This is a genomic window from uncultured Stenotrophomonas sp. (assembly GCF_945952405.1).
In the GTDB taxonomy this organism is placed as follows: domain Bacteria; phylum Pseudomonadota; class Gammaproteobacteria; order Xanthomonadales; family Xanthomonadaceae; genus Stenotrophomonas.
The window spans coordinates 155268-181006 of record NZ_CAMFIA010000008.1 but is presented as its reverse complement, the minus strand read 5'-3'; the positions used below and the strand labels follow the sequence as shown (position 1 = coordinate 181006).

General features: G+C 68.6%; 24 protein-coding genes. 12 read left to right on the top strand and 12 right to left on the bottom strand.

Going from position 1 to position 25739, the window contains the following annotated elements:
* Positions 1 to 32: 32 nt before the first annotated feature.
* A complete protein-coding gene (locus tag Q0P60_RS10870; protein WP_294992678.1) occupies positions 33 to 572 on the top strand; it encodes a pseudouridine synthase in 540 nt (179 codons plus the stop codon).
* 93 nt (positions 573 to 665) lie between these two features.
* Here Q0P60_RS10870 and Q0P60_RS10865 read toward each other — a convergent pair whose 3' ends face one another.
* Together Q0P60_RS10865 and hrpB are read right to left on the bottom strand one after the other, a co-directional pair.
* Positions 666 to 1040 (bottom strand): hypothetical protein, encoded by a 375-nt coding sequence (locus tag Q0P60_RS10865; protein WP_294992642.1) that lies wholly within the window; start codon positions 1038 to 1040, stop codon positions 666 to 668.
* 179 nt (positions 1041 to 1219) lie between these two features.
* Positions 1220 to 3724 carry an ATP-dependent helicase HrpB gene (gene hrpB, locus Q0P60_RS10860; protein ID WP_294992639.1) on the bottom strand — a complete coding sequence of 835 codons (2505 nt, stop codon included), beginning with the start codon at positions 3722 to 3724 and terminating at the stop codon, positions 1220 to 1222.
* Positions 3725 to 3791: 67 nt separating this feature from the next.
* Between hrpB and Q0P60_RS10855 the strand changes: the two genes are divergently transcribed.
* On the top strand, positions 3792 to 4589 hold the full coding sequence (locus Q0P60_RS10855; protein WP_294992636.1) for a TatD family hydrolase: 798 nt from the start codon (positions 3792 to 3794) through the stop codon (positions 4587 to 4589).
* A 76-nt stretch (positions 4590 to 4665) separates the two neighbouring features.
* On the opposite strand, the gene Q0P60_RS10850 is transcribed toward Q0P60_RS10855, so the two are convergent.
* From Q0P60_RS10850 to Q0P60_RS10835, 4 genes are all read right to left on the bottom strand, one after another.
* On the bottom strand, positions 4666 to 5547 hold the full coding sequence (locus Q0P60_RS10850; protein WP_294992632.1) for an epimerase: 882 nt from the start codon (positions 5545 to 5547) through the stop codon (positions 4666 to 4668).
* Positions 5544 to 6482, bottom strand: a complete 939-nt coding sequence (gene panE, locus Q0P60_RS10845; protein ID WP_294992629.1) for a 2-dehydropantoate 2-reductase — start codon at positions 6480 to 6482, stop codon at positions 5544 to 5546. Before panE ends, Q0P60_RS10850 begins: the two co-directional genes overlap by 4 nt.
* Before the next feature lie 150 nt (positions 6483 to 6632).
* On the bottom strand, positions 6633 to 7424 hold the full coding sequence (locus Q0P60_RS10840) for an ABC transporter permease (RefSeq protein WP_294992626.1): 792 nt from the start codon (positions 7422 to 7424) through the stop codon (positions 6633 to 6635).
* Positions 7421 to 8389 carry an ABC transporter ATP-binding protein gene (locus Q0P60_RS10835; RefSeq protein ID WP_294992623.1) on the bottom strand — a complete coding sequence of 323 codons (969 nt, stop codon included), beginning with the start codon at positions 8387 to 8389 and terminating at the stop codon, positions 7421 to 7423. Before Q0P60_RS10835 ends, Q0P60_RS10840 begins: the two co-directional genes overlap by 4 nt.
* An 84-nt stretch (positions 8390 to 8473) precedes the next feature.
* On the opposite strand from Q0P60_RS10835, the gene Q0P60_RS10830 reads away from it, so the two are divergent.
* Positions 8474 to 9223 carry a ferredoxin--NADP reductase gene (locus Q0P60_RS10830; RefSeq protein WP_294992620.1) on the top strand — a complete coding sequence of 250 codons (750 nt, stop codon included), beginning with the start codon at positions 8474 to 8476 and terminating at the stop codon, positions 9221 to 9223.
* 103 nt (positions 9224 to 9326) lie between these two features.
* On the opposite strand, the gene Q0P60_RS10825 is transcribed toward Q0P60_RS10830, so the two are convergent.
* Together Q0P60_RS10825 and Q0P60_RS10820 are read right to left on the bottom strand one after the other, a co-directional pair.
* Positions 9327 to 10496 carry a lytic polysaccharide monooxygenase gene (locus Q0P60_RS10825; RefSeq protein WP_294992617.1) on the bottom strand — a complete coding sequence of 390 codons (1170 nt, stop codon included), beginning with the start codon at positions 10494 to 10496 and terminating at the stop codon, positions 9327 to 9329.
* A gap of 191 nt (positions 10497 to 10687) precedes the next feature.
* Positions 10688 to 11218 carry a DUF1203 domain-containing protein gene (locus tag Q0P60_RS10820; protein WP_294992614.1) on the bottom strand — a complete coding sequence of 177 codons (531 nt, stop codon included), beginning with the start codon at positions 11216 to 11218 and terminating at the stop codon, positions 10688 to 10690.
* Between the two features lie 166 nt (positions 11219 to 11384).
* On the opposite strand from Q0P60_RS10820, the gene Q0P60_RS10815 reads away from it, so the two are divergent.
* The 4 genes from Q0P60_RS10815 to Q0P60_RS10800 all read left to right on the top strand — a co-directional run bounded on the left by Q0P60_RS10815 (position 11385) and on the right by Q0P60_RS10800 (position 16106).
* Positions 11385 to 12587: a GGDEF domain-containing protein gene (locus tag Q0P60_RS10815; RefSeq protein ID WP_294992611.1), complete on the top strand. Its 1203-nt coding sequence runs from the start codon at positions 11385 to 11387 to the stop codon at positions 12585 to 12587.
* A 68-nt stretch (positions 12588 to 12655) separates the two neighbouring features.
* Entirely contained in the window at positions 12656 to 14182 is a 1527-nt protein-coding gene (locus Q0P60_RS10810; protein ID WP_294992607.1) for an alpha/beta fold hydrolase, read from the top strand.
* A complete protein-coding gene (locus tag Q0P60_RS10805; RefSeq protein ID WP_197595410.1) occupies positions 14179 to 14925 on the top strand; it encodes an ATP-binding cassette domain-containing protein in 747 nt (248 codons plus the stop codon). The genes Q0P60_RS10810 and Q0P60_RS10805 overlap by 4 nt, the downstream gene beginning before the upstream one ends.
* The gene (locus Q0P60_RS10800; protein WP_294992602.1) at positions 14922 to 16106 is read left to right on the top strand and encodes an ABC transporter permease; all 1185 of its coding nucleotides are present in this window, start codon (positions 14922 to 14924) and stop codon (positions 16104 to 16106) included. The genes Q0P60_RS10805 and Q0P60_RS10800 overlap by 4 nt, the downstream gene beginning before the upstream one ends.
* A gap of 20 nt (positions 16107 to 16126) precedes the next feature.
* On the opposite strand, the gene Q0P60_RS10795 is transcribed toward Q0P60_RS10800, so the two are convergent.
* Positions 16127 to 16837, bottom strand: coding sequence for a transposase (locus Q0P60_RS10795; protein ID WP_294992598.1), 711 nt, complete (start codon positions 16835 to 16837; stop codon positions 16127 to 16129).
* Between the two features lie 100 nt (positions 16838 to 16937).
* Complete coding sequence (locus Q0P60_RS10790) at positions 16938 to 17735, bottom strand: helix-turn-helix transcriptional regulator (protein ID WP_294992594.1); 798 nt, start codon at positions 17733 to 17735, stop codon at positions 16938 to 16940.
* Between the two features lie 76 nt (positions 17736 to 17811).
* On the opposite strand from Q0P60_RS10790, the gene Q0P60_RS10785 reads away from it, so the two are divergent.
* Positions 17812 to 18066, top strand: a complete 255-nt coding sequence (locus tag Q0P60_RS10785; protein ID WP_294992591.1) for a hypothetical protein — start codon at positions 17812 to 17814, stop codon at positions 18064 to 18066.
* Positions 18067 to 18165: 99 nt separating this feature from the next.
* Here the strand turns inward: Q0P60_RS10785 and Q0P60_RS10780 are convergent, their stop codons facing one another.
* The gene (locus tag Q0P60_RS10780) at positions 18166 to 19167 is read right to left on the bottom strand and encodes an energy transducer TonB (RefSeq protein ID WP_294992588.1); all 1002 of its coding nucleotides are present in this window, start codon (positions 19165 to 19167) and stop codon (positions 18166 to 18168) included.
* Between the two features lie 202 nt (positions 19168 to 19369).
* Positions 19370 to 19990 carry a TIGR00645 family protein gene (locus Q0P60_RS10775; RefSeq protein ID WP_294992585.1) on the bottom strand — a complete coding sequence of 207 codons (621 nt, stop codon included), beginning with the start codon at positions 19988 to 19990 and terminating at the stop codon, positions 19370 to 19372.
* A gap of 112 nt (positions 19991 to 20102) precedes the next feature.
* Between Q0P60_RS10775 and Q0P60_RS10770 the strand changes: the two genes are divergently transcribed.
* From Q0P60_RS10770 to Q0P60_RS10755, 4 genes are all read left to right on the top strand, one after another.
* Positions 20103 to 20792, top strand: a complete 690-nt coding sequence (locus tag Q0P60_RS10770; protein WP_294992581.1) for a glutathione binding-like protein — start codon at positions 20103 to 20105, stop codon at positions 20790 to 20792.
* A gap of 220 nt (positions 20793 to 21012) precedes the next feature.
* Positions 21013 to 23238: a S9 family peptidase gene (locus tag Q0P60_RS10765; RefSeq protein ID WP_294992578.1), complete on the top strand. Its 2226-nt coding sequence runs from the start codon at positions 21013 to 21015 to the stop codon at positions 23236 to 23238.
* A gap of 25 nt (positions 23239 to 23263) precedes the next feature.
* Positions 23264 to 23779, top strand: a complete 516-nt coding sequence (locus Q0P60_RS10760) for a cytochrome c oxidase assembly factor Coa1 family protein (protein WP_294992575.1) — start codon at positions 23264 to 23266, stop codon at positions 23777 to 23779.
* Between the two features lie 67 nt (positions 23780 to 23846).
* A complete protein-coding gene (locus tag Q0P60_RS10755) occupies positions 23847 to 25643 on the top strand; it encodes a DUF885 domain-containing protein (protein ID WP_294992572.1) in 1797 nt (598 codons plus the stop codon).
* The last annotated feature ends 96 nt before the right edge of the window (positions 25644 to 25739 follow it).

Here is a 25739-nt window from a genome sequence, read left to right as displayed (position 1 = left end):
CAATGCGCCACCTGCCGCCTGCCGTGCCCGCGATGCTGATTGCCTTCAACAAGCCCTTCAACGTGCTCTGCCAGTTCACCGACCGCAGCGTGCCGCCGCGGCCGACCCTGGCCGGCTTCGGCCTGCCGCCGCGCGTGTATGCCGCCGGCAGGCTCGATCATGACAGCGAGGGCCTGCTGCTGCTGACCGACAACGGCACCTTGGCGCACAAGCTGACCGACCCGAAGCACAAGGCCGACAAGACCTACTGGGTGCAGGTGGAGGGGATGCCCAGCGACCCGCAGCTGCAGCAGCTGCGCGAAGGCGTGCTGCTCAATGACGGGCCGACGCTGCCGGCGAAGATCGAGCGCCTGGAGCCGGCGCCGTCGCTGTGGACGCGTGATCCGCCGGTGCGCTTCCGCAAGACGGTGCCGGATGCGTGGCTGGCGATCACGATCCGCGAGGGCCGCAACCGCCAGGTGCGGCGGATGACCGCGGCGGTGAACCTGCCGACGCTGCGCCTGGTGCGGGTATCGATGGGGCCCTACCGGCTGGACGACCTGCAGCCGGGACAGTGGCGGCAGATCGGCTGAACTGAAAAGGGCCGGGCACCCTGCGGTGTCCGGCCCTCATGTCGCGGCTGCGGTCAGGGCCCTTCCGATGGAAGGGATCCGGCCCCGGCAGGCTCAGGCATCGCTGCCGATATCGCTGTGCTCATCGACCACGGTGGCATTGCGGCGGTCGCGCGCGCTGATGCGGTGCGCCTGGCCATCCACCACCTGGCCATTGGCGGCCTTCTTCTTCTGCTGCTTGCGATACAGCGCATAGCCGAGCAGGCCGACACCGACCGCCGCCGCCGCTACGGCCACCGCCGGATTGCGACGCACGAACTTGGTTGCGGCCTTGCCGCCGGTCTTCACCGCGCCGATGGCGGCGCCGGTCTTGATCCAGTCCGCATTGCGCAGGCTGCCACCGGCGCTCTTCAGGCCGTCGCCCGCGCTGTGGGCCAGTTCCAGGGCGCGCTCCAGGGCGCGGTCGGTGATTACAGTCAACTTGCTCATGCGTGGGGTCCTTTGCCTCGGGTCGAAGTCCAGTGTGGCGTGCTGCCCGTAAACGGTATGTCAGCCGGGGTCGCGCGTGGTGTGACTGCATCTGCTCCATTCAGGATCAGGCAGGGTGGGGCCGGATGCCGTTCCCGGGGTCAGAGCCCTTTGCGCTGCAGAAGGATCCGACTCCGCCCTCAGGTGCCACGCGGCTTGGCCCGGTGTGTGGCAGTGGCTGTCCACGGATCATCCGGCCACGGATGCCGCGGATAACGGCCCTTCATTTCCTTCTTCACCTCGGCGTAGGTGTTTTCCCAGAAGTTGCGCAGGTCCTGGGTGACCTGCAGGGGGCGACCTCCGGGCGACAGCAGGTGCAGGGTCAGGGGGACACGGCCATCGGCGATGCGCGGCGTGTCGGCCAGGCCGAACAGTTCCTGCAGCTTCACCGCCAGCACCGGCGCCAGCGGCTCGCCGCTTTCGCTGTCCAGTGCATAGGTGATCGGCCGCTCCAGACCGGAGGGGACGCTGATGCGGGTCGGTGCATGGCGTTCGATCAGCTGCCGTTGCGACCATTCCAGTGGCGACTTCAGCGCCTCGCCGAAGCTGGACTCGTCCAGCGCATCCAGGCGGCTCTTGCCGGCGAACGCCGGTTGCAGCCAGTGTGCGCGCTGGGCCAGCAGGGCGGCATCGCTGCAGTCGGGCAGCTCCAGTTCCGGCATCCAGCGCCGCAGCGACTCGACGCGGGCCTGCCACTGGCGCAGGCCTTCGGTCCACGGCAGCGCCTGCAGGCCGAGTTCGGCCACCGCGTCGGTCAGCGCCTGCGCGGCCTGCTGCGGATCGACCCGCCCGGCCGAGCGGCTGTCCAGCACGATGCGGTCGAAACGCGTCTCGCGCAGTGCCACCAGTGCACGCCGCTCGCCGTCCCAGCGCACCACATCCTCGGTGACAAAGCGCTCGGGCCAGGCCTTGCGCAACCGGTTCTCGTCCAGCGGCGCGGCGCGCAGCAGCAGTGCATCGCGCGCCTCGAAGCGCAGCTCGCTGGCCACCAGCCAGGGCTCGCCACGCAGGTCGCTGAGCTCGTGCAGGCGTGCGCTGCGTCCATTGGCCAGCAGGTAGCGCAGCGGATCTGCGGGGTGCCGGAAGGCGATGCGGTCGGGGAACGCATGGGCGAGCAGGTCGCCCAGTTCGTGCGCCTCGATGCTGGCCGGTGGCGCGGCGTCGCAGCGCAGGCGTCGCCGCCACTGCCTGGCGGCCGCATCGATCGCGGCCAGGCCGCTGCGGTTGGCATCGACCGGTGCGCGTCCGCTGCGCAACGCGGCCAGTGCCCGCCAGCGTGCCGCCAGTGCATCGCCGCCCTGGCGCAGCGGATCGCGCGCCTCCAGCAACGCTGCCAGATCGGCAGCCAGCGCCTGCGCGCGCGCATCTGGCGCCGCCAGCAGCATCGCTGCCAGGCGCGGATGGGTGCCCAGAGCCAGCACGCGCCGGCCGAGTGCGGTGATCGCGCCGCTGCTGGACAGTGCACCGAGCCGTTGCAGCAGTTCGCGCGCCGCGCCCATCGGGCCGGATGGCGGCGGGTCGAGGAAGCGCAGGTCACTGCTGCCCCAGGCCGCCAGCTCCAGCGCCAGACCGGCCAGTTCCACCTGGTCGATCTCGGCGCGGCGCTGCGGCTCCAGTCGCTGCGACTGTGGCCACAGGCGCCAGGCCACGCCTTCGGCGACGCGACCGGCACGGCCGGCACGCTGGTCGGCCGAGGCCTGCGCGATCGCCACCACATCCAGCCGGGTGAAGCCGCTATTGGGGTCGTAACGCGGTTCGCGCGCCTGGCCGCTGTCGATCACCACGCGCACGCCGGGCAGGGTCACCGAGGATTCGGCGACGTTGGTGGCCAGTACCACGCGGCGGCGTCCATCACTGGCCGCCTGCAGCACGCGGGCCTGCTGCTCCACCGGCAGTTCTCCGTGCAGGGCCAGCACCTCGACGCTGCCGTCCAGCGATTCCTGCAGGCCGGCCTGCACGCGTGCAATCTCGCGCTGGCCGGGCAGGAACACCAGCAGGTCGCCCGGATGCTCGGCCAGCGCCTGCTGCACCGCGCGGCGGACCTGCAGTTCCAGCGCTTCGTCGCGTCGTGCCGGGAAGTGGCTGACCGCTACCGGGTAGCTGCGGCCCTCGCTGCTCAGCCGCGGCGCATCGAGGAAACGGGCCAGCCGTTCGCCATCCAGCGTCGCCGACATCACCACCAGGCGCAGGTCGTCGCGCAGCTGCGCCTGCACATCCAGTGCCAGCGCCAGGCCCAGGTCGCCGCTGAGGTGGCGTTCGTGGAATTCGTCGAACAGGATCGCACCGACCTCCTCCAGCATCGGGTCATCCTGCAGCATGCGGGTCAGGATGCCTTCGGTGACCACCTCGATGCGCGTGCGCGCCGAAACCTTGTTCTCGAAGCGGATGCGATAGCCGACCGTGCCACCGACCTCTTCGCCCAGCTGTCGCGCCATGAACAGTGCGGCGCTGCGTGCCGCCACCCGGCGCGGTTCCAGCAGGATGATCCTGCGGCCCTGGAGCCAGGGCGCATCAAGCAGCGCCAGCGGCACCTGGGTGGTCTTGCCGGCGCCGGGCGGGGCCTCCAGCACCAGCCGCGGCTGCGCGGCGAGGTGCTGCTGGATCTGCGGCAGCAGCGGGGAAATCGGGAAGAGCGGGGCGTTCATGTGCAAAGGATAAGGGGCCACGACGGGCACAGGTACAATGCGCGGGCACTTTTCCCCCGCGATGACCATGCACCTGATCGATATCGGCGCCAACCTGACCCACGACTCCTTCGACCGCGACCGCGATGCCGTCCTGGACCGCGCACGGCAGGCCGGCGTGGTGCAGATGGTCATCACCGGCGCCAGCCGCGAGCATTCGCCGCTGGCCCTGCAGCTGGCGCAGCAGCATCCGGGTTTCCTGTATGCCACCGCCGGCGTGCACCCGCACCATGCGGTGGAATACACCGAGGAATGCGATGCCGAGATGCGCGCGCTGCACGCCCACCCGGAAGTGGTGGCGGTGGGTGAGTGCGGTCTGGACTACTTCCGTGACTTCTCGCCACGCCCGGCCCAGCATCGCGCGTTCGAGCGCCAGCTGCAGCTGGCCGCAGAGAACGGCAAGCCGCTGTTCCTGCACCAGCGCGACGCGCATGCCGACTTCATGGCGCAGATGAAGAACTTCGAAGGCCGTATCGGCCCTGCGGTGGTGCATTGCTTCACCGGCGAACGTGACGAGCTGTTCGACTACCTGGACCAGGACTGGTACATCGGCATCACCGGCTGGTTGTGCGATGAGCGCCGCGGCGCGCACCTGCGCGAGCTGGTGAAGAACATCCCGGCCAACCGGCTGATGATCGAGACCGACGCGCCCTATCTGTTGCCACGCACGTTGAAGCCGATGCCGAAGGATCGTCGCAACGAGCCGATGTTCCTCTCGCACATCGTGGAAGAACTGGCGCGTGACCGTGGCGAGGAGGTGGCGGTGACCGCGGCCCATGCCACCGCGGCGACGCGCACCTTCTTCCGCCTGCCCGACCTGCGCTGACGCGCAGGCGGTAGCGCCGGCCGCTGGCCGGTGCCGTGATTGCACGGTTGCCGATGTTGCCGGCCAGCGGCCGGCACTACCGGATCAGGTCGCGCAACCCTTCGCGATAGGTCGGGAACCGCGGTGCCCACGCCAGCGCCGCGCGCGTGCCTCGGCTGTCGATGCGCTTGCTGCTTGCGTAGAAGCGGCGCAGGGTCGGGCCCACTGCAGGATCGTCCCATGCCACCGCGGGTGGCATCGCAAAGCCGCCCAGTTGCGCGGCGAACGCCAGCACATCCTGGGGGGGCGCCGGCTCATCATCGCTGGGCAGGTACAGCCCGTGTGCTTCAGCCCGCTGCATCGCGGCGATGATGACGGAGGCGAGGTCCTGCACATGCAGCCGGTTGAACACCAGGCCGGGCCGCACCACATGGCGTGCGCGGCCCTGTGACAACTGCAGCAGGGCATTGCGTCCGGGCCCATACAGGCCGGGCAGGCGGAACACCGCCGAGGCGATGCCGCGTGCCTGCGCAAGCGCCTGCCACTGGGACTCGGCGAGCAGGCGCTGCGTGCCCGCCGCCTGCGTGGCGTCGGCGCGGCTGTGCTCATCGATCCAGCCACCTTCGCGGTCAGCGTAAACCGAGGTGGATGACAGGTAGCCAACCCAGCGCAATGCCGGGCTCGAGCGCAACGCGGGCAACAGCAGGCGCAGCGCCGGATCGCCTTCGGCGTCGGGTGGCACGCTGCACAGCACCGCCCCGGCCTGCGCGATCTCATCGAGCAGGGCCGGCGCCGGCGCGGCACCGGCGTGCAGTGGGTGCCGCAGCAGTCCATCGCGCGGCGCCGATGCCGGGTCACGCACCGTGCCGGCGACCCGTACGCCAAGTGCCTGCAGGCCTTCGGCCAGCACGCGTCCGCTCCAGCCCAGGCCGAGGATCAGCACCCGCGAGGGCAGCGCGCCGGGCAGGCGGAGACTCACGCGCTGCGCTGCGCCTGGTAGGCCTGCAGGCTGCTGTAGGCGACCTGCAGCAGCAGGCCCTCCTGGTCGGCCGTGCGCGCGCGCGCCAGCATGTCGCCCACGATCTGTTCGGCCTCCACCTGCTGGCCGGCCTCCAGATCACGCAGCATCGAGGCCTTCAGGGCCGAACCGGCCTGGGTCAGGGTAGCCCGCGCGGTGTCCTGCGCGGCATCCGGAACCGGCTCACCTGCGGCTTCGGCCACGGCCAGGCATTCGTCGTACAGGCCGCGCACGATGGACCCGCCGTCATCGGTGGCCATGATGGTGCCGATGTCCGCGCGCAGCAGGCAGGTGGCGGCGGCCAACGCGGTCAGGAAGGTGTACTTGATCCACTGCTCCTGGCCGATCTGCTCGCTGGCCAGGTGGTCGAGATCGGCCTGCGTGCAGGCAGCGGCGAACGCACGCATGCGGGCCGAGGCCGGTCCACCATCGCGTTCGCCGAAGGTGAGCTTGGCCGGCTTGCCCAGGTGCAGCACCGCACCGTCGGCTGCCTTGGTGGCGCTGATGAAGCACAGGCCACCCAGCACGGCCTCGCGGCCGAAGCGCAGGTCCAGGGCGTTGTAGTGATGCAGGCCGTTGAGGATCGGCAACACGCTGGTGCCCGCGCTCACGGCCGGCGCGATCGCCTCGATCGAACTGTCCAGGTCATAGGCCTTGCAGCTGAGGATCACCAGGTCGAAGGGCTTCTGCGCGGCGAGCGCCGGCAGCGCTTCGGCAGTGACGTGCTGGACCGGGAAGCTGGCATCGCCCAGCGGGCTGCGGATGACCAGCCCATCGCGGTCCAGCTGCGCGGCACGCGCAGGACGCACCAGGAAGGTCACGTCCACGCCGGCCTGGGCCAGGCGGCCACCGAAATAACCGCCGGTACCGCCGGCGCCGAGAACCAGGATGCGCATTGCACGTTCACCGTTTTCTGGGGGAATCAGGACTGCGATTGTGCCGGAGATTGCAGCGAGGGGCATGCTGCGTGCTGCGCGTGCCGCCGCGCAAATGAAAAGAGCCGAGCATGCGCTCGGCTCTCCAGGCGTTGCGTCAGCCGCGCGGGCTCAGCTGCGCATGCCCACGCCGCGGCGCAGCAGCCACAGCGCCAGCGCGGTCAGCACCACCACGAAGCCGATCATCAGCCCGTAGGCGACCGGCAGCGGCACGTCGCTGCTGCCCAGCAGGCCATAGCGGAACGCATTGACCATGTAGAAGATCGGGTTGGCGTGGGTGGCCGCCTCGGCCCAGGTCGGCAGCAGCTTCACCGAATAGAACACGCCACCCAGGTAGGTCAGCGGGGTCAGGATGAAGGTCGGCACGATCGCCACGTCATCGAACTTCTTGGCGTACACCGCATTGATGAAGCCGGCCAGCGAGAAGATCGTCGCGCCCAGGATCACTGTGGTCAGCATCACGATAGGGTGTGGGATGCGCACCGGGGTGAAGAACATCGCGATGATCAGCACGATCACGCCCACCATCAGGCCGCGCAGCACGGCGCCAGCCACGTAGCCCCACAGGATCACCCAGTTCGGCATCGGGCTGACCAGCAGCTCTTCGACGTGGCGGCCGAACTTGGCGCCGAAGAACGACGAACTGATGTTGCCGTAGCTGTTCTGGATCACGCTCATCATCACCAGGCCCGGCACGATGAACTGCATGTAGCTGTACCCGCCCATGTCACCCACGCGCGAACCGATCAGGTTGCCGAAGATCAGGAAGTACAGGGTCATGGTGATCGCCGGGGGCACCAGGGTCTGGCCCCAGATGCGCATGATGCGCGCGACTTCGCGGCGCACGATGGTCATCAGCGCGATGCGGTTGCGCTGGCCGTCGGTCAGCTCGGTGGTGCTCATGCAGACTTCTCCAGGTTGCCGGTGAGGCGCACGAACAGCTCCTCCAGGCGGTTGCTCTTGGTACGCATCGAACGCACGCGGATGCCGGCCTCGTTGAGCGTGGCGAACACGCGGTTGAGGTCCATCGCGCGTGGCATGTCGATGTCCAGCGTATGCGGGTCCGGCGCGGTCAGGGTGGCGCCCTCGATCACCGGCAGCTGCGCCGGCAGGTCACCATCGATGTCCAGCAGGAAGCCTTCCACGTCCAGCTTGGCCAGCAGCGCGCGCATCGGACCCTGCTCGACGATCTGGCCGTGGTTGATGATCGCCAGGTGGCGGCACAGGTACTCGGCCTCCTCCAGGTAATGCGTGGTGAGGATGATGGTGGTGCCGGCGGCATTGATCTCCTTCAGTACGCGCCACATGTCGCGTCGGATCTCGATGTCCACGCCGGCGGTTGGTTCGTCCAGGATCAGCAGGCGCGGGCGGGTCATCATCGCGCGGGCGATCATCAGCCGGCGCTTCATGCCGCCGGACAGCGTGCGGCTCATCACCTGTGCCTTTTCCCACAGGTGCGCCCGCTTCAGTTCCTCTTCGGCGCGCTGCTCGGCTTCCTCGCGCGGCACGCCATAGAAGCCGGCGTAGTTCACCAGGATGTCGAACGGCTTCTCGAACAGGTTGAAGTTGATTTCCTGCGGCACCAGCCCGATCAGGCGCATGGTGGCGCTGCGGTGGCGCACCAGGTCGCTGCCGAACACCTCCACCTGGCCCTCGCTGAGGTTGACCAGGGAGCTGATGATGCCGATCAGGGTCGACTTGCCGGCGCCATTGGGGCCGAGCAGGGCGAAGAAGTCGCCCGGGGCGACTTCCAGGGAAACGCCCTTCAGGGCCTGGGTGCCGTTGTCGTAGGTCTTGCGCAGGTCGCGCACGCGCAGGGCGGGCGCCATATCGTTCTGGGATGCCAAGCTCGAAGCCTTCGCGCCCATGGGCTGGCGCTGGAGAGGGGCGGGGAGGGGCTATTATAGAAGACCCCGAGGGCTTGCCCCGGCTACACACTGTCCCGAAAAGTCGTGCCTGTTCAATTCCCCCTCAAGCTGGTCGGCCGCCGCATGCTGGCCCCGACCGTCGGCCACTACCAGTTCGTGCGTGACGATGGACAGCCGCTGGATTTCCAGCCTGGTCAGTTCATCCAGGTCCATTTCAGCTATGCCGATGGCACCGAGACCAAGCGCAGCTACTCGCTGGCGACCCTCCACGACCATGCGCTGGGCCCGGGCGAAGCGGTGGATATCGCGGTCAGCTTCGTGCCCGGCGGTGCCGCCACGGCGCTGTTCGAGGCGCTGGAGCAGGGCGGCCAGATCAGTGCGTCCGGCCCCTACGGCCGGTTCTGCCTGAACCCCGGCGACCACAACGCCCGCTACCTGCTGATCGCCACCGGTACCGGCGTCACCCCGTACCGCTCGATGCTGCCGCTGCTGGAAAAGGCCATGGCCGAGCGCGGCGTGCAGATCGTGCTGCTGCAGGGCGCGCGCACCCCCGGCGAGCTGCTGTACAGCGAAGATTTCTACAGCTTCGCCGAAAAGCACGCTAACTTCCGTTATGTTCCGTGCCTGTCGCGCGAACTGCCGGCGCAGCCGCATCCCGACGTGCAACATGGCTACGTGCAGCAGGCGCTGGCCGGCTTCAGCCCGGACCCGGCCACCGATATTGCCTACCTGTGCGGCAACCCGGACATGGTCGATGCCTGCGCCGAGCTGCTGAAGGCCGCCGGGCTGGGCAACCCGCAGATCCGCCGCGAGAAGTACGTCAGCAGCAAATAGGGAGTGCCGGCGCTGGCCGGCACTCCCAACACCCCGGTAGTGCCGGCCGCTGGCCGGTAATCCCAATAGCCCGGTAGTGCCGGCCGCTGGCCGGCACCCTGCCTCAATACGCGATCCAGGCATCGCGCCAGGCCGCGCCCACGCCCGGCCGATAGGCCTCGGCATTGACGTTGCACCACGCGCCTTCCGGGAACGGGCGGCAGGCATACAGCTTGCCGTCGCCGCCCTTCACCACGGTCTGGCCCGGCACATAGCTGCCGATGCCGGCGGGGTACACGTGGTCGAAATCACCCCCTGGCGCGGGCGTGCCCGGGTCCGGCACACGGGTATCGAGCTGGAAGCGATTGCCATTCTTCAGGTACACGCGGTTGTCGGTGGCCGAGGCCGCCGGCGTGATCATGCCGTTGCCGAGCACGCCCACGCGTGCGTGCTGGGCGCTGGCATTGACCTTGCGGGCCAGCACCAGCGGCCATTGCGCGGCGGCGGTCTGACCACTGGTCAAGGTTGCCTCCACGCGTTCGACGTCGTTGCCGTTGGCATTGAACACCCGCAGTGCCAGGGTGGTGCCGACCGGCAGTTCACCACGCGCGGTGACCGGGCCAGCGTCCTGCCATTGCGCTGCCGGCGGGTTGGCGCCACCGCCCTGGAAGCGGACATCCATGCAGGTGTAGAACGCCTCGGTCGAATCCGATCGCTGCCAGGCGTTGTAGATCACGTGCTGGCCGCTGCGCTGCGGCAGCGTGCACTGCAGCTTGTAGGTGCCATCGGCCGACAGCGGCGTGTTACCCAGCGTGCAGAACTCCTGCAGGTCGGCCCAGCGCAACGGGCTGCCTGGCTGCCAGCCTTCGCGGGTGACGAAGAAGCGCCAGTCCCGCGTGGCGTGCGGCGCGGTGGCCTTGAACACGAAGGTGAACTTGCCATTGGCATCGGCCTGGATCGGCGTGGTCTGCCAGTCACTGCGGTCCACATCCAGGCCGCGGAAGGTCGGGTTGTTGCCGCTGCACAGCTTGCCGTCGGGTACCACCGCCTGGTGGTTGCCGTTGGCGTTGGCCTGGTTGATGCCGTTCCAGTCGTAGAACGCCTGTGAACCACCGATCGCCTTCGCTGCAGCGCAGGCCGGGTTGGTCGGGTTTTCCGGGTTGCCCTGGAAGCAGGCGTATACGCGGCTGACCGGCGTGGTCATGGTGCCGTGGGCGGACGCAGTGCCGGCCAGACACAGGCCTGCAGCGGCAAGCGAGGTGGCCAGCAACAGCGGTGTGGATCGGAATGACATGGCGCATCCTTGTGGTCGTCGAAAGGGATCGGTGACCGCAGGCGCTGCGCTGCACGGCGGAGGTCCGGCGGCACCACCACGAGTATCGAGTGGTGGTGCAGGCCGGGGAACCGTGGGAATGCCGATCCGTGACTGCGCATGTGAAGCCCTTGCCGCGGGCTTCACGCGCGGCTGAACGCATGCGCTCGCGGTCACGCGGCCGGCGTGGCGCCGATCACGTCATGGAGGTCGCGCCCCGTGGCATGGTCCGAGCCGACCCGGTCCGCCTGGCATGAGAAGCAGCCATGTGCAGCGTTGTGCAGCTGCACGAAGGCCACCGCCGGGTCGGCGAACAGCTGGTCCAGCTGCACACCGGCATCGGTACCGGCGCAGAGCTGCGCACTCCGCATCAGCGCGTCCTGGTCGTAGGCGCGCAGCGAGATCATCCGGCGCTGCACATAGGGCGGCACCTCGCCGGGTGGCAGCACGCAGCGGGTCACGCCACGCTGCACGAAGATCGGGCCGGAGGCGTGGTAGGGCGAGTGCAGCGGCAGATGGACGTGGGACAGCAGGAGCAGTTCGCGGCCCGCAGGTGGGTCGCTCAGGCTGATCCGGCAGGGATGGCCGCCAGTTGCGCCGGCCCAGCGACGCTGGATACCGAGGGCCGCGAGCTCAGTGTCGTTCTTCTCGAACAGGTGCTGGAACGGGCGGTGGTCGAGGCCACCGAGGTACCACGTGTGCATGGGGATCTCCTGGGTTCTGCGCGCAGTCTGCGCATCGAGCGGTGGGCCTGCTCGCCGTTTTCCGACCCCGCACCCGTGGCCGCCCGCGGTGCCGCGCGCGGAGCGCCACTGCGATTGCGCGGCAAGGCGCTAAGATGCGCGCGCCGCCCCGGCCGACGAGCAGCGCATGTCCCTGGATTTTCCCACCATCACCGTGCTTGGCTTCCTGCTCTGCATCGGCATTGCGGTGGGGTTCTCGCTGCTGCTGGTGGTGCTGCGTGGGCAGCCGGTGCTGTGCCAGTGGACCGTCAGCCTGTGGCTGCTGACACTGGGGGTGACCCTGCTGGCGCTACGTCCATGGTTGCCGCTGGCCCCTGCGGTGCTGGCCGGCAACGCGGCGATGGCCGGTTGTGCCCTGATGATGCTGCGCGGGGTCGCGTTGCACCTGGAGCAGCCCTTGCCGTTATGGCGGCCGTTGTTGATGGCGGCCGCGTTCATGGCCTGCATCTTCGCCTTCCTGGTGCTGTGGCCGAACCTGCACATGCGCCTGCAGGTCTTCAGCGTGTTCGCGCTGCTGGTGGATGGCTGGATCGCCTGGCTGCTGCTGCGCCATGCGCCGGTGCAGCAGCGCACCAGCTGCCGGCTGGCGGCGGGGGTGTTCCTGGCCGAAGCCGCACTGTATGCGCTGCGCCTGCTGCTGCCGGTGGCGCCGGATGCCGGCGAGGACATCATGCGGACCGGTTCGCCGATGTTCGCCACCTATATCGCCGGGGTGATGCTGGAACTGGCACGCTGCTTCGCAATGGTGCTGCTGCTGGTGGAACGCATGCTGGTCGATCTTCGGCATGCGGCGCATACCGATGGCCTGACCGGCCTGCTCAACCGCAGCGCGGTGCTGGCCGATGGCCAGGCACAGCTGCAGCAGTCCCGGCGGCAAGGCCGGCCGCTCGCGCTGTTGCTGATCGATGTCGATCACTTCAAGCAGATCAATGACCGCTGGGGCCACCTGGCCGGCGACCAGGTGCTGCGCCATTTCTCTGCGGTGCTGCAGCATTGCACGCAGGGACGGGGGCACCTGCTGGGCCGTTACGGCGGCGAGGAATTCGTGCTGGTGCTGGCAGGCAGCACGTCGAGCGATGCAGTGGCGCTGGCTGCGATGATCCGTAGCTACCTGCAGCGGCATCCGGCACGGCTGGCGCTGGCGCCGGTCGCGGTCACCGCCAGCGTTGGGCTGGCGATGGACGATGGCCACGGTGACCTGTCGACCCTGCTGGCCGCCGCCGATGCGGCGCTGTACCGGGCCAAGGCCGAGGGCCGCGACCGCCTCGCCTGCGCGGTTGCTGCCGCGAATTCACCTCTGCCCATCGCCGCCGACGCGTTGCCCGTGTAAGTTGGGTCACATCTTCCGCGGCAGCCCGTCGTGGTTGACAGGAACGTCCTCCAGGGGAAACACGCACGATGCAAAGACACCACCTCGCGCTGGCCGGGATGCTGGCCAGCCTGATGCTTGCCGGTTGCAGCCAGCCGCCATCGAACGCGGCAGGGAGCGCCAGTGACGCGCCCAGCCGACGCTTCGGCACCATCGACTTCCAGCCCTGTACGTTGTCCACCGAAGGCGCCAGCGCCAACGTCGAGGCGCAGTGCGCCACCCTGCAGGTGCCGGAGAACCGGGCCCAGCCCGATGGCCGCCGGATCGGCCTGCGCATCGCCTGGCTGGAGTCGGGCAGCAGCGGTTCCAGCCAGCCCGACCCGGTGTTCTTCCTGGCCGGCGGCCCTGGCCAGGCGGCCAGCGAAGTGGCGGTCATCGTCGACACCGCGCTGCGCCAGGTGCGCAAGCAGCGCGATGTGTTCCTGATCGACCAGCGCGGCACCGGCGGTTCCAACCCGCTCAGCTGCCTCGGCACGGACGGCAAGGACCTGCCGATGGACGAGGACGCCGCGCCCACCGAGGCGTCGCTGCGCGACTATGCACAGCGTTGCGCGGCCTCGCTGCAGGGGCGCGCCGATGCTCGCTTCTACACCACCACCGAGGCCATCGCCGATCTGGATGCCGTGCGTGCGGCGCTGGGCGTGGAACGGATCAATCTGGTCGGTGCCTCCTACGGCACCCGTGTTGCCCAGCGCTACGCCGGCGCCTATCCGCAGCACACCCGCAGCATCGTCATCGACGGCGTGGTGCCCAACGAGCTGGTGGTCGGCGGCGACTTCGCCACCACCTTCGAGGATGCGATCGCCCTGCAGTCGGCACAGTGCCGCAAGGACGCCACGTGCAACAAGCGCTTCCCGGCCGACACCCGCGCGCAGCTGCGCAGCGTGGTCGAGACGCTGCGCCGCGCACCGGTCTCGGTCGAGTACCGCGACCCGGGAACCTACCAGGTCCGCAAGGACGTGCTGACCCCGGACAGCGTGGTCGGCCTGGCATTCGCCTTCTCCTACGTGCCGCAGTATTCCTCGCTGCTGCCGCTGGTGCTCGATGAAGCCGCACAGGGGCGCTACGCACCGCTGGCATCGCTGGCGCGTGGCGCGAACCGCAGCATGGATTTCCAGATCAACCGCGGCATGCACTGGTCGGTGATCTGCAGCGAGGATGCACCGCGCTATCAGGCGCCGGCCGAGGACCCCACGCGCCTGTTCGGCAACGACGTGGCCAGTGCGTTCTTCGCCGCCTGCCCGGTGTGGCCGCACCAGCCGGCCGCCGCCGCCGCTGCGGTGCCGCTGCGCAGTGACGTACCGGCGCTGCTGCTGTCCGGCGAGCTGGACCCGGTGACGCCGCCGCGTTATGCCGAGCAGGTGCTCAAGGGCCTTCCCCAGGGCCGTGCGCTGGTTGCGCGCGGGCAGGGCCACGGCACGCTCAGCGCCGGTTGCATGCCGCGCCTGCTTGGCCAGTTCATCGACAAGACCGATGCCAAGGCGCTGGATGCCGGCTGCCTGGACACGCTGAGCTACGTGCCGGCGTTCACCTCGTTCAACGGATGGGAACCATGATCGTCGCCGACAACCTGCACAAGGCTTTCGACACCCGCACCGGCCGCATCCAGGCGGTCTCCAACGTCGGCTTCCGCGCCGAGGATGGCCGCATCACCGGCCTGCTCGGCCCCAATGGTGCCGGCAAGACCACCACCATGCGCATGCTGTACACGCTGATGACCCCCGACCAGGGCAGCATCAGCGTCGATGGTGTCGATGCTGCCCGCAATCCGGTGGAAGTGCGCCGCCACCTTGGCGTGCTGCCAGACGCACGTGGCGTCTACAAGCGGCTGACCGCGCGCGAGAACATCGCCTATTTCGGCGAGCTGCATGGCCTGTCGGCCGAGCGCATCCGCGAACGCATCGAAGTGCTGTCGCACGCACTCGACATGGGCGACATCCTCGACCGCCAGACCGATGGTTTCTCGCAGGGCCAGCGCACCAAGACCGCGATCGCCCGCGCGCTGGTGCACGACCCGCGCAATGTCATCCTCGACGAGCCGACCAACGGCCTGGACGTGATGACCACGCGCGCGCTGCGCCGGTTCCTGCTCGGGCTGCGCGAAGAGGGGCGCTGCGTGATCCTGTCCAGCCACATCATGCAGGAGGTGGCGGCCCTGTGCGACCACATCGTGATCATCGCCAAGGGCACGGTGATGGCCGCCGGCAGTGCCGATGAACTGCGCACGCAGGCCGGCGAATCCAACCTGGAAGACGCGTTCGTGAAACTGATCGGCAGCGAAGAGGGCCTGCACGCATGAGCATGATGTCGACCCTGATGACGGTGATGCGCAAGGAACTGCGCGACCTTTCCCGTGATCGCCGCACGCTGCTGCTGACCCTGCTGTTCGGCCCGCTGTTGTACCCGGTGCTGCTGCTGGGCATGGGCAAGCTGGCTGAAAGCCGTGTGCGCACGCAGATCGAGCAGCCACTGCAGATTCCGACCATCGGTGCGCAGAACGCGCCGAACCTGGTGCGCTTCCTCGCCGCGCAGGGGCTCAATACCGCGCCCGCGCCGAAGGATCTGGCCGGGGCGATCCGCAGCCAGGACATCGATGTGGCGCTGCGCATCAGCGATGACTTCGGCAAGGACTGGGCCGATGGCAAGCCGGCCCTGGTGGAGGTGATCAAGGACAGCACCCGTCGTGCCGCCGAAGTGCCCAGCGCGCGCCTGGAGGCGGCGCTGGCCACCTACAACGGCCAGGTGGGTGCGCTGCGCTTGATGGCGCGTGGCATCGATGCGCAGGTGGCGCGGCCGCTGGATGTGGCCCGCCAGGACCTGGCCAGCGCCGAGGCCAAGCGCGGCATGATCCTGTCGATGCTGTTGCCGGTGCTGCTGACGCTGACCTCGTTCATCGGCGGTGCCTACCTGGTGATGGACGCCACCGCCGGCGAGCGTGAGCGGCAGTCGCTGGAACCGCTGCTGGCGACGCCAGGCTCGCGCAGCGCGATCGTCAGCGGCAAGATCGCGGCCGCCTGCGTGGTCGGTTTCGTGTCGCTGCTGCTGACCCTGGTGGCCTTCAAGGTGAGCGCACAGATCGCACCCGGCAACATCGGCCGCCAGTTCAACATGAACGTCGCCTCGATGCTGCAGATGCTGCTGGTGATGCTGCCGATGCTGATGATCGGCACCTCGCTGCTGACCTTCCTGTCGGCGGCGGCCAAGAGCATGAAGGAAGCGCAGAGCCACATGACCTGGCTGATGCTGCTGCCGATGATGCCCGGCTACGCACTGGTGGCCTACCCGCTGAAGAGCGAACTGTGGCAGTACGCGGTGCCGTTCCTGTCGCAGAACCAGATGCTGCTGAAGGTGATCCGCCACGAGGCGATCACGCCCACCATCTGGGCGATCTACCTCGGCGCCAGCCTCGGCCTGGCCGCCCTGCTGTGGTTCGCCGCCGTGCGCCGCTACCACAACGAACGCCTGGCCATCTCCGGCTGAGAAAAAGGGGACGGAGGGGATTAAGTCGTTTCCACCCCTCCCGTCCCCTGCCTGCGCGGACGCCCGCGCTTGCGCACCTGCACGTCTCGGCCCAGCGTCTGCGCCACCTTCTGCAGATAGCGGGCATCACCCAATGGATGCTGCCCGGCGCTGTGGGCGCGGATCGCCGGCAGGTCGGCGGATGCGTTGGCATCGCGCAGGAACTCCGCATACAGGGCCGTCCGCTGCCGTTTTCCCGTTGCCAGTGCCTGGAATGCGGGATGCTCGGTCAACAGCGGATCGGTGCGGCGTTGCAGGTTGCCATGCACGCTCGACCAGGGATGATCTTCCGCGGTGGTTGCCATGCCGGCACGCACCGGATTGAGTTCGATGTAGCGATGGACGCTGAGCAGGTAGGCATCGCTGTCAATCATTGAAGAATGGAAGCGGCCCTGCCAGAGCGGGCCGCTGCGGCCGTGCCGCTGGTTGAAGGCCTGGACGTAGCTGTTGCCCTGCATCCGCATTGCCTGCGCCAGGCCCGGGTGGGTGGAGGGTGTGGCCAGCAGATGGATGTGGTTGTCCATCAGCACGTACGCGTGCAGCGCGATGTGATGCTTCACGAAGGCGCGGTGCAGCAGCTGCAGGAACAACTGGCGGTCGATGTCGTCCATGAAGATCGCGCGCTTGTTCACACCGCGCTGGGTCACGTGGTAGGGCTGGCCTGCCAGCATCAGGCGTGCTTGTCGAGGCATGGTGGTCCCCGCTTCCGATGGATGCCCAGCGTGCCGTGGCCGTGTACGCAAAGGGCATCAGGGGACGCCGCGAGAGAGTGTGGGGCAGGGCAGATGCGACTTAATCCCCTCCGTCCCCTTTTCCGTAGCGCGCGGGGGTGATGCCCATCTCGCGCTTGAATAGGGCGATGAAGGCGCTGGGGGTGTCGTAGCCCATCGACAGCGCGACGCGGGTCACCGGCTCGCCCGCCAGCAGGCGTGGCAGCGCCAGCAGCACGCGCAGGCGTTGCCGCCACTGGTTGGGCGTCATCTGGGTCTCGGCCTGCCAGATGCGTGCAAGGCTGCGGCTGGACAGGCCATTGGCGGCGGCCCAGTCCTCCAGGCTGCGGTTGTCGTGCGGCGCGCGTGCCAGTGCGGCGGCGATCCGCCGCAGGCGCCGGTCACGCGGTTGTGCCAGCGCCAGCGGCAGCGGCGGGCTGGCGTTGATCTCATCGGCGATCACCCCGGCCAGCCGCGTCTGCGCAGCGTCCAGGGCAAGGTGCGGCCACTGCAGCGCGCGCAGGACCGCAGCCTGCAGCAGTGCGCCCGGCTGGACGATGCGCGGCACCGCCGGCAGCCTGCTGCAGGCGGACGCACTGAAGTACAGGCTCCAGCCATCGAAGGCCGCGGTGCTGGCCAGGGCATGCGGCAATGCCGGCGGTATCCAGGCGATGTGGCCGGCGGGCAGCAGCCAGTGCAGGTCGCCGATTTCAATCCGCAGCAGGCCGCTGTGCGCGCCCAGCAGTTGTCCGCGCGCGTGCTGGTGGCGCGGGGTGCGACGAGGCCGCTGCAGGCGCAACTCGGCCGCCAGTAGTTCCGGACCCTCGGCGGCATCGGCCAACGCAGGGTCGATCAAGCCGGTGGATGTCTGATCTGCCATATCGGTTGGCAGTTATACGACAGAATCGTCAATGCAAAGGCTGGAAACTGGGCTTCACTTCAATGGAGCCCTCCCCATGCAGCCGCAGGACATCCTCCCCGACCATCAGAACGAGGTGCAGGTGAACGGCCTCACCGTGCGCAAGGGCAGCGTCGGTGCCTTCCTGGCCAGCGTCCGTGACTGGCAGGACCCCGCCGCCGATCCCGCCCGCCGGGCCGCCGCCGAAGCGGACCTGCGCGTACTGCTGCCGGGCCTGCACGCGCTGGGCCTGTTCCAGGTGCTGGCCGCGCGTGACCCGGTGCTGCAGCGCCTGATCGAAGGTGGGGCCTGAAACCGGGCGGCCTGAAACGGACAAGGCCCGGACGTGCCGGGCCTGTGTGCCGTTGCGGGGCGGAAACGACTTAATCCCCTCCGTCCCCTTTTTGGGGGGTCAGCCGCCGCCGGGGGCGAATACGAGGGTGCGGCGGGTGGTGACCGGTGCGTTGACCGGTTCGAAGCGCCAGCGCTTCACGGCGTTCAGGGCTTCGCGGTCGAAGACGCGGCCCGGCGTTGCGCGCAGCACGCGGGCATTCACCACCGCGCCGTCGGTGCCGACGGTGATCTCCACCAGCACTTCGCCGGAGGTTCCCGAGCGCAGGGCCTCGGCCGGATAGCGCGGTGCCGGCGTGCTGACCGGGCGCAGCGTGGGCGCAGCGGCGGTGGCGGCCTGGCGTGCGGCGCTGGCTTGCTGCGCGGCGGCCTGCTGCTGCTTCTGTTCGGCTTCGCGGCGGGCGGCGGCCTGGCGTTCGGCCTCCTGGCGCTCGTTGTCGCGGCGCGCGGCCTCCTGCTGGGCGGCGATCTGCTTGGCCGCGTCGGCTTCCTTGGCGCGCTGCTCGGCCTGGCGCTGCTGCTCGGTCTGCTGCTTGCTGCGGTCCTCGGCGTCCTTCTTGGCCTTCTCGGCTTCCGCTTCGGTACGCTTGGCCGCGCTCTGCACACCCTTGGCCAGGCCGTCCTTCAGCCGTGGCAGGGCCGGTGCCGAGGCATCCACTTTCTCGATCAGTGCCACCAGGCGCTGCGCCTCGGTGTAGTCCTCGCGGCCCAGGTGCTGCTCGGCGGCGATCAGGGTGTACGGCAGCAGGTCGGTCAGCGCGCTCTTCACCGAGGCGTCGTCCGGGGTCTTGTCGCGCAGGGCGAGGTAGTACTCGATGGCGTTGTCGCCGGCCGGTGCGTACATGCGGTTCTCGCGCAGCGCCTGGCTGGCCGACTCACGCAGCTGTTCGGTGCCCATCGACTGCACCTTGGCGGCGACCACCGGTGCGGCCGGTGCAGCGGCGCTGGGCGCCGTGGCGGCAGGCGCTGCCGATTCTTCCTTGCCCGAGCAGGCGGCCAGCGCCAGTGCCAGGGCAACCGGCAGCCACCGGCGCGCGGCGGTGATCGTTGAGACGTGCGACATCCTGCTCCCCTCTAGAAGACGACGTGACGTAAATCATTGATATGCATGGCCGGGACCTGCGGTCCGGGCACGGCAGGGTGACGTTTCCCGACGCCACCGCCGGCAACGGCGAGGGTGCAATCTAGCATCCCGGCCACCGCCGCGTACAAGGGGCGGTGGCCGGAACGGGGCAGCGGGCAGGACACCGCTGCCGGCAACGACATCAGTGGTCGTGCGGCTTGTCGTGCGCCTTGCTGTGGCTGTTGGACATCAGCTTGTCGGTCCAGGCGATGCCGATCGCCGACAGGATGAACACGCAGTGGATGATGGTCTGCCACAGCACGCCATCCGGGGTCAGCATCGAGCAGCGGGCGACGCCGATGTTGGCGGCGGCCACGCTCATCTGTTCCGGCGTGCACAGCGGGATGCCATTCAGGGCGCCACTGGCGATGAAGGTCTTCAGCAGGTGGATCGAGGAGATGCCGATGATCGCCATCGCCAGCTTCACCTTCAGCACGCTGGCGTTGACGTGGCTCAGCCATTCCGGCTGGTCCGGGTGGCCTTCCAGGCGCAGGCGCGAGACGAAGGTCTCGTAGCCGCCGACGATCACCATCACCAGCAGGTTGGAGATCATCACCACGTCGATCAGGCCCAGCACGATCAGCATGATCTGCTGTTCGCCCATCGAGACCGAGTGCGAGATCAGGTGCCACAGTTCCTTGCCGAACAGGAACACGTAGACGCACTGCGCCACGATCAGGCCCAGGTACAGCGGCAGCTGCAGCCAGCGCGAGGCGAAGATCAGCGTGGACAACGGGGAGAGCGGCGGGCGGTTTGCACTCATGCGGAGGATGCTGCGTTTCGGGGGAGTGGCGAGGTTACCGGCCCGCCATGACGGTGCCAACCCAACTCACGCACTAGACTTCAGGTTCCTTTCCGCACCCCGAGCCGCCGCCATGATCGACCTGTATTACTGGCCTACCCCGAACGGCCACAAAGTGACCCTGCTGCTGGAAGAAGCCGGCCTGGAGTACCGCATCCACCCGGTCAACATCGGTTCGGGCGACCAGTTCAAGCCGGAATTCCTGGCGATCTCGCCGAACAACAAGATGCCGGCCATCGTCGACCATGCCCCGGCCGATGGCGGCGCCGCGCAGAGCGTGTTCGAGTCCGGCGCGATCCTGCTGTACCTGGCCGAGAAGAGCGGCCGCTTCCTGCCCAGCGACCCGCGCGGCCGCGTCACTACCCTGGAGTGGCTGTTCTGGCAGATGGCCGGCCTGGGCCCGATGAGCGGCCAGATGGGCCACTTCAACGTGTACGCCCCGGAGAAGATCCCGTACGCGATCGAGCGCTACGACAACGAGGTGCGCCGCCTGCACGGAGTGATGGACAAGCGCCTGGCCCAGCACGCCTTCCTGGCCGGCGACGAATACACCATCGCCGACATGGCCAGCTACCCGTGGATCGGCGCCTACGACAAGCTGCCGGTGGATTTCGCCGCGTTCCCGCACCTCAAGCGCTGGCACGAGGCCATTGCCGCACGCCCGGCCACCCAGCGCGCCTATGCCCTGCGCCAGCAGGTGAACCCGAACGCCGGCAAGCCGCTCAGCGACGAAGAACGCAAGCACCTGTTCGGCCAGCGCTGAGTACCCGCCGCGGCATCATCCACGCATGGCGTGATCCACGCATGGCGTGGATCTACTGGCCGGAGTGTGAGTGCCGGCCGGAAGGTGGGTGCCGACCGTTGGTCGGCACTCTTCATGGGCAGAAGGTCATGCTGCCTTCCTGCACGGGCTTGGTTAGGATGGGGGACGACCGCCCCCGCGCCTGCCGCAGGGGCGGACCTGCCGTTTGCCGGGATCCTTCATGCGCCACCTGTTCGCTTCGCTTGCCCTCATGCTCGCCACCACGACCGCCGCCCACGCCGAAAAGCTGACCCTGGAAGCCATCACCGGCCCGCTGCCGTTGTCCGGCCCGACCCTGATGAAGCCCAAGGTCGCCCCTGACGGTTCGCAGGTCAGCTTCCTGCGCGGCAAGGACAGCGACCGCAACCAGCTGGACCTGTGGACCTACGACATCGGCAGCGGCCAGACCCGCCTGCTGGTCGATTCCAAGGTGGTGCTGCCCGGCACCGAGACCCTCAGCGACGAGGAAAAGGCCCGCCGCGAGCGCCAGCGCATCGCTGCGATGACCGGCATCGTCGATTACCAGTGGTCGCCGGACGCACAGCGCCTGCTGTTCCCGCTTGGCGGCGAGCTGTATCTGTACGACCTGAAGCAGCAGGGCCAGGCGGCGGTGCGCCAGCTGACCCACGGCGAAGGCTTCGCCACCGATGCCAAGCTGTCGCCCAAGGGCGGCTTCGTCAGCTTCATCCGCGGCCGCAACCTGTGGGTGATCGACCTGGCCAGCGGCAAGCCGCTGCAGCTGACCCATGACGGCAGCAGTACCGTGGGCAATGGCGTGGCCGAGTTCGTCGCCGATGAGGAGATGGACCGCCACACCGGCTACTGGTGGGCGCCGGACGATTCGGCCATCGCCTTCGCCCGCATCGATGAATCGCCGGTGCCGGTGCAGAAGCGCTATGAGGTCTATGCCGACCGTACCGACGTGATCGAACAGCGTTACCCGGCCGCCGGCGACGCCAACGTGCGCGTGCAGCTGGGCGTGATCGCACCGGCTGCCGATGCGAAGCCGCGCTGGGTCGATCTCGGCAAGGAGCAGGACATCTACCTGGCCCGGGTCGACTGGCGTGATGCGCAGCATCTGGGTTTCCAGCGCCAGTCGCGTGACCAGAAGCAGCTGGACCTGGTGGAAGTGGCACTGGACTCCAACCGCCAGCGCGTGCTCGCCCACGAGACCAGCCCGACCTGGGTGCCGCTGCACAACAGCCTGCGCTTCCTCGACGACGGCAGCGTGCTGTGGTCGTCCGAACGCACCGGCTTCCAGCATCTGTACCGCATCGACAGCAACGGCAAGACCACCGCGCTGACCCACGGCAACTGGCCGGTGGACGAACTGCTGGCGGTGGATGAGAAGGCCGGCAAGGCCTACTTCCGCGCCGGCATCGAGAGTTCGCGCGAAAGCCAGATCTACGCGGTGTCGCTGCAGGGCGGTGAACCGCAACGCCTGTCGCGCGCACCGGGCATGCACAGCGCCAGCTTCGCCCGCAACGCCAGCGTCTACGTCGACAGCTGGTCGAACAGCACCACGCCGCCGCAGATCGAGCTGTTCCGTGCAAACGGCGAGAAGATCGCCACCCTGCTCGAGAACGACCTGGCCGATCCCAAGCATCCGTACGCGCGCTACCGCGACGCACAGCGCCCGGTCGAGTTCGGCACGCTCACCGCGGCCGATGGCAGCACCGCGCTGAACTACAGCCTGATCAAGCCGGCCGGTTTCGATCCGTCCAAGCGCTACCCGGTGGCGGTGTACGTGTACGGCGGCCCGGCCAGCCAGACCGTCACCGACAGCTGGCCCGGCCGTGGCGACCATCTGTTCAACCAGTACCTGGCCCAGCAGGGCTACGTGGTGTTCTCGCTGGACAACCGTGGCACCCCGCGCCGTGGCCGCGATTTTGGTGGCGCGCTGTACGGCAAGCAGGGCACGGTGGAAGTTGCCGACCAGCTGCGCGGCGTGGCCTGGCTGAAGCAGCAGCCTTGGGTGGACCCGGCACGCATCGGCGTGCAGGGCTGGTCCAACGGCGGCTACATGACCCTGATGCTGCTGGCCAAGGCGTCCGGGCAGTACGCCTGCGGCGTCGCCGGCGCCCCGGTGACCGACTGGGGCCTGTACGACAGCCACTACACCGAACGCTACATGGACCTGCCGGCGCGCAATGAGGCCGGCTACCGCGAAGCGCGCGTGCTGACCCATATCGAGGGCCTGCGCTCACCGCTGCTGTTGATTCATGGCATGGCCGACGACAACGTGCTGTTCACCAATTCGACCAGCCTGATGAGCGCGTTGCAGAAGCGCGGCCAGCCGTTCGAACTGATGACCTACCCGGGTGCCAAGCATGGCCTGTCCGGTGCCGATGCCCTGCATCGCTACCGGGTTGCCGAAGCCTTCCTGGGACGTTGCCTGAAGCCCTGATCCGCAGCCGGGAAGGAGCCCGCCGATGACCCTGCCACCCCCGATTCCCGGCCATGCCACGCCCGCTGACGGCTGGTGGCGCCGCCACTGGCGCTGGGCGATGCCCTTGTCGGTGGTGCTGGTGCTGGCGACGGTGGCCGGGGTGGTGGGCTGGAGCGTGCTGCGCTGGAGCGAGGCGGCACGCGAGAGCCCGCCGATGCGTGAAGCGCTGCGTCGCGCCGGCTGCAGCATCGAACTGGTTGAAGCATTCGGTGAGCCGCTGCGTGCCGATTCGATGCCGCTGGGCAGCATGCAGACCGCGCTCAACGGCCAGCGCGATATCGGCCTGACCGTGGCGGTGGAAGGGCCGCATGCACACGGCCGGCTGTTCGTGAAGGGCACCCGCAGCGATGACGTCTGGGACTACCCGGTGATGTACGTGCTGGGCGAGAACAAGCAGACCTTCGATCTGACCGCGCTGGATGACGACGAGGCCGCGCACGAATGCGAGCTGCAGGCCTGCCGCGATCGTGGCGAATGCCCGCTTGCCCTTGCCTTGTGACCTCCGGCCGATTGTCGTCACCGCATTGAGCGCGTAGGGTGCGGGCAACCCTGTCCTGGAGTGCACCATGAAGCCGATCGCGTTGGCCGTTGCCCTGGCCCTGAGCGCCGCCCCGCTGCTGACCGCACCCGCGGCGCTGGCCGCACCCGCCGCCAAGGCCGCCACGCCGGCCAGCCCGGCCTGGGTGGCCCGCAGCAATGCACTGGCGCAGATCCTGCTGGATGCGCAGGGCCCGTTCCAGCCGGAGGAAACCGGCTTCTTCGGCGTCCCCGGCTATGACGACAAGGTCGCCGATCTCGGCCCCGACAACGGCAAGCGCTACCGCGCCGCGATGGCCGGGGCACGGGATGAGCTGAAGGCGAAACTGGCTGCCGAGAAGGATCCCAACGTCCGCCAGGACCTGGAGATCATGATCCATGCCGCCAACCAGAACATCGAAGGCAGCGAGCTCAACGAGAAGTACCTGCTGCCGTGGAGCGACGCGCCGCAGACGGTGTTCGGCGGCCTCAACCTGCTGCTGTCCGACCAGGTGCCGGCCGAGCGCCGGGCCAAGGCGCTCGACCGCCTCAAGGCCTATGCCGGCCTGCAGCCGGGCGGCACCGCGTTCACCACCCTGGCCCGCCAGCGCTACGAGGAACGGCTGAAGGACAGCACGCTGCTGCAGCCGACCAGGATCGAAGTGCAGCAGGCGCTGGACAATGTCGAGACCTACATCACCGGCATCGAGTCGCTGCTGAAGAAGTACCAGATCGCGGGCGCCGACGAGGCGATGAAGACCCTGGCCGGGCAGATGAAGGAATACGCCGCGTGGACGCGGACGCAGGTACTGCCGAAGGCGCGCGCCGACGCACGCCTGCCGGCGCCGCTGTATGCCTACCAGCTCAAGCAGGTCGGCATCGACATCGATCCGAAGCTGCTGATGCAGCGTGCGCAGCTGGAGTTCATGGAAACCCGCTCGGCGATGCAGCAGCTGGCGCCGCTGGTGGTGAAGGACAAGGGCCTGAAGGTGGCCGATCCGAGTGATCCGGTGGCGGTGATCCGCGCGCTGAAGGCCGACAAGATCGCCGACGACCATCTGGAAGGCCACTACCGCAAGGTGATCGATGCGATCGATCCGCTGATCCGCGAACACGCCATCGTCGATGTGCCCAAGCGCGCCATGCAGATGCGCCTGGGCTCGGCCGCCGAGAGCGCCGCCAGCCCGGCGCCGCACTTCCTGCCGGCACCGCTGGTCAACAACACCGGGCAGCAGGGCACCTTCGTGCTGCCACTGGGCAATCCGGCCGCCGGCCCTGGCGCGCAGTACGACGACTTCAATTTCGGTGCGGCGGCGTGGACGCTGAGCGCGCATGAGGGCCGCCCTGGCCACGAACTGCAGTTCACCGCGATGGTCGAGCGCGGCGTGTCGCTGGCACGCACCATGTTCGCCTTCAATTCGGTGAATGTGGAAGGCTGGGCGCTGTACGCCGAAGCTGAAATGGTGCCCTACGAGCCGCTGGACGGGCAGATGATCGCGCTGCAGTTCCGCCTGCTGCGTGCGGCGCGCGCGATGCTCGACCCGATGCTCAACCTTGGCCTGACCGACCGCGCCAACGGCGAGCGCGTGCTGATGGAGCAGGTCGGCCTGTCGAAGGCGATGGCGACCCAGGAGCTGGATCGCTACATGGTGCGCATGCCGGGCCAGGCCGGCAGCTACTTCTACGGCTACACCCGGATCCTGGAACTGCGCATGCAGACCGAGCTGGCGCTGGGCGCGAAGTTCGACCGCCTGGCCTTCAACAACTTCCTGCTCGACCAGGGCCTGCTGCCGCCGGACCAGCTGGCCGACGCGGTGAACAAGGTGTTCGTGCCGAAGTACAGGTAACGCCGAACGCGGGGTCGGATCCCTTTCCGCAGGAAAGCGAGGCGCTGGGGTCAGAGCCCTTTCCTGCGGAAAGGGCTCTGACCCCTGAAGGATCCC